At 72.5% G+C, this 3142-nt stretch carries 4 protein-coding genes and 1 pseudogene; 1 reads left to right on the top strand and 4 read right to left on the bottom strand.

Going from position 1 to position 3142, the window contains the following annotated elements; all coding sequences use genetic code 11:
- Positions 1-211 (top strand): annotated as a pseudogene (locus SACHA_RS21480) (GNAT family N-acetyltransferase); the annotation flags it as partial.
- A 21-nt stretch (positions 212-232) separates the two neighbouring features.
- Here SACHA_RS21480 and SACHA_RS0110595 read toward each other — a convergent pair.
- The 4 genes from SACHA_RS0110595 to scpB all read right to left on the bottom strand — a co-directional run.
- Positions 233-1051 carry a DUF2182 domain-containing protein gene (locus SACHA_RS0110595; protein ID WP_019809531.1) on the bottom strand — a complete coding sequence of 273 codons (819 nt, stop codon included), beginning with the start codon at positions 1049-1051 and terminating at the stop codon, positions 233-235.
- The gene (locus SACHA_RS0110590) at positions 1048-1707 is read right to left on the bottom strand and encodes a DUF1326 domain-containing protein (protein WP_028663068.1); all 660 of its coding nucleotides are present in this window, start codon (positions 1705-1707) and stop codon (positions 1048-1050) included. The genes SACHA_RS0110595 and SACHA_RS0110590 overlap by 4 nt, the downstream gene beginning before the upstream one ends.
- A gap of 91 nt (positions 1708-1798) precedes the next feature.
- Complete coding sequence (locus SACHA_RS0110585) at positions 1799-2554, bottom strand: pseudouridine synthase (RefSeq protein ID WP_019809527.1); 756 nt, start codon at positions 2552-2554, stop codon at positions 1799-1801.
- On the bottom strand, positions 2541-3142 hold a 602-nt coding region (gene scpB / locus SACHA_RS21475), incomplete at its 5' end, for an SMC-Scp complex subunit ScpB (protein ID WP_019809525.1). The genes scpB and SACHA_RS0110585, both read right to left, overlap by 14 nt.

Raw genomic sequence — 3142 nt, 5'->3', positions numbered from 1 at the left:
CGCGGCGGCGGCCACCGCCCTGCGGGAGCACGGTGCCGAACGGGGTATCGCGTGGGTGGCGCAGTCCGACCCGGCGACGCTGAACCTCTACCGCCACGCGGGGTGGCACCCGGACGGCACGGTGCGCACCCTGGACACCGGCGAGCGCACCGTCCGCGAACTCCGGCTGACCGGGGGCCTCGACCTGCGGCTGCACGACCCGGAGGCGTGACCCGGCGAGGATCGGCCGGGATCACCCGGAAACGAGGACGCCGGGCAACGCCAGCAGCACCCCACCCGCGAGAAGCAGGACACCGCCGAGCACGCGGGGGATGAGCTCACCCTGCGGCAGGGTCTTCTCCACGGTGATCACCGCGGCGACGGCGGCCATCCACGCCAGGTTCATCACGCCGACGGCCAGCAGCACCGCCATCAGTGCCCAACAGCACCCCACGCAGTAGCCGCCGTGCCGCACCCCGACCGCCAGTGCCCCCCATCGGCTCTTCCGGGCCCGTGCGCCGTGCCGCAGCACCTGCGCGACCGGGGAACGACAGTGCACCAGACACCACCGCTTGAGCGGCGTGAACTGGAACACCCCCGCGACGAACAGCACGGCCGCGCCCGCCCGCACGGCCGTCGTGGTGCCGCCCGCGGCCACGCTGTCGAACCACCGCAGGACCAGGTACGCCAGGAGACCGAGCAGACCCCACACCACCAGGTAGCCCGCGGTCAGTGCCGCCGGACCGCCGTGGCCGGGCGCGGCCCCGCGCAGCAGCCTGCTCATGGTCACCGTGAACGGGACCACGGCGGGCAGCATCATCGCCGCCATCATCACGACCCACATGACCAGGAAGAGCCAGAACGCGGCGTGCCCGCCGGGGGCGGTCATGGCCATGCCGCCGTCCGTCGCACCCGCGCCGGTCAGCAGGCCGGTGCGCATGCCCGGCATCGACATACTCGCCGTGAGCCACCAGGCGAGTCCCGCCAGCACCAGCAGCACCAACGCCAGTGCCGCCTCGACCCACGTCCAGGTGCGCAGCGAACCCGGTGCGCGCAGCACCCCGCCGGTCATGCCGCGTCGGGTCCGGACCAGTCGAACGGGATCAGCTTACTGGAGTACCCGGTGCGGTCCCACCGGAAGCCGAACGCGTCGGCGCGGTCGGTGTCCGCACGTCCCCAGATCGACGGCCCGTGGCCCGGCCCGACCTCCGAACCGGGCAGATTGTGCACTTCGACCCGCGCACCCTCCGGTGACGTGGGTCCCGCCAACGCGGTGACCGTGGCTTCGGCCCGGTCCGGAATGCGCATCCGCCAACTCGCCAGGTCGTCCGCGATGTCCACCTCGATGGGCACGGACTCCATGCCCCGCATCTCGGCACCGAACACCTCGCCGAACTCGGCGGGCCAACCGCCCGCCGCACCGCCGAAGATCGTGTGCAGCGCCTCGCGCTGGTCGTCGTCGGCACGGTCGTCGAAGAACGCCGCCGCGTAGGCGTCGGTGTGCTGCCCGCTCCAGACGTTTCCGGTGAACGAGCCGAGCATCGCGACGTTCAGGCCGTCGAGCGGTACGTCGCCGTAACGCCCCTCGCGGAGGTGCCAGAGCAGGATGCCTTCGCAGTCACCATAGGTCGGTGGTTGCGCGAACGAACACGGACACGGCACGGCGCACTTGCAGGCGTCGAACCAGATTCCCTTGAGAGACCACTCCTGAGCCGTTGGAGCATTCATCGCCGCCTCCCGGGTCGGACTTTCCCGAGAACTGCCGAAGATACGCCGGAACAGGACGGGTGGGAACACCCCACGCCGCACTTTCGGCCCCTCACCCGCCGGACTCGGCCGCACGGTGGAGCGCCCCGACCTCGGCGTGCGTGAGCGGGCGGACGGTGCCCGGTTTCGTGTCGCCGAGCCGGACATCGCCCACCGCCGTGCGGACCAGCTTGCGGACCGGGTGGCCGGCCTCGTCCAGCAGCCGCCGGACGACGCGGTTGCGGCCCTCGTGCAGCACGAGCTCCACCAGGGTGCGGCCGGGACGGGTGTCGAGGATGCGGAACTCGTCGACGCGCACGGGCCCGTCCTCCAGCGACACACCCTCCCGCAGCGTCGCGCCCAGCCCCCGGGACACCGTGCCCTCGACCTCGGCGACGTAGGTCTTGGGCACGGTGAACGACGGGTGCATCAGTCTGTGCGCCAGGTCGCCGTCGTTGGTCAGCAGCAGCAGGCCCTCGGTGTCGGCGTCGAGCCTGCCGACGTGGAACAGTCGCCGGTCGGCGACGTAGTCGCCCACGCAGGGCCTGCCCCGGTCGTCGGTCATCGTGCTGTGCACGCCGCGCGGCTTGTTCAGCGCCCGGTACACCAGGTCGTCGCGGACCACCACCCGCGACCCGTCGACGTGGATCACGGCGGTCTCCGGGTCGACCCGGCGGCCCTGTTCCCGCACCACCGCGCCGTCCACGCTCACCCGGCCGTCGGCGATCATCTCCTCCGCCGCGCGGCGGGAGGCGACCCCCGCCCGGGAGAGCACCTTCTGCAACCGCACGCCCTCGGGCCGGTCCGCGTACCGGTCAGCCGTCGTCAATCGAATCCACCTCGGGAAGCAGGGGGGCGATCGGGGGCAGGTCGGACAACGACGACAGCCCCAACCGCTCCAGGAACAGTTCCGTCGTGCCGTACAGGGTGCCGCCGGTCTCCGGGTCGGTGCCGCTCTCCTCGATCAGCCCCCGGGCCAGCAGTGTGCGCACGACACCGTCGACATTGACACCCCGCACCGCCGCGACCCGCGACCGGGTCACCGGTTGCCGGTAGGCCACCACCGCCAGCGTCTCCAGCGCGGCCCGGGTCAGCTTGGACCGCTGCCCGTCGAGCAGCAGCTTCTCCACGAACGGTGCGTAGGTGTCCCGGGTGTAGAAGCGCCACCCGTCCGCCACGCGCCGCAGGTCGATGCCGCTGCCGCGGTCCTTGTAGTCCTCCGCCATCGTGCGCAGCATCTCGGTGACCCGGTCCACCGGCTGCTCCAGCGCCCCGGCGAGCGACTCCTCGTTCGCGGGCGCGTCCACCACCAGCAGCACCGCCTCCAGCGCCGAGCGCAACGCGTCGTCGGCGGACACGTCCGGCAGTACCCGGCCCCCGGCCCCACCGGCCGTGTCGTCCCCGGCGCTCGCGGTGG

This window comes from Saccharomonospora halophila 8, from assembly GCF_000383775.1.
GTDB lineage: Bacteria > Actinomycetota > Actinomycetes > Mycobacteriales > Pseudonocardiaceae > Saccharomonospora > Saccharomonospora halophila.
This window is presented reverse-complemented; position numbering and strand designations above follow the sequence as displayed.

Excerpts from the sequence above, each read along its gene's own strand:
- SACHA_RS0110595 (WP_019809531.1), bottom strand. The coding sequence starts at position 1,051 with ATGACCGGCGGGGTGCTGCGCGCACCGGGTTCGCTGCGCACCTGGACG.
- SACHA_RS0110590 (WP_028663068.1), bottom strand. The coding sequence starts at position 1,707 with ATGAATGCTCCAACGGCTCAGGAGTGGTCTCTCAAGGGAATCTGGTTC.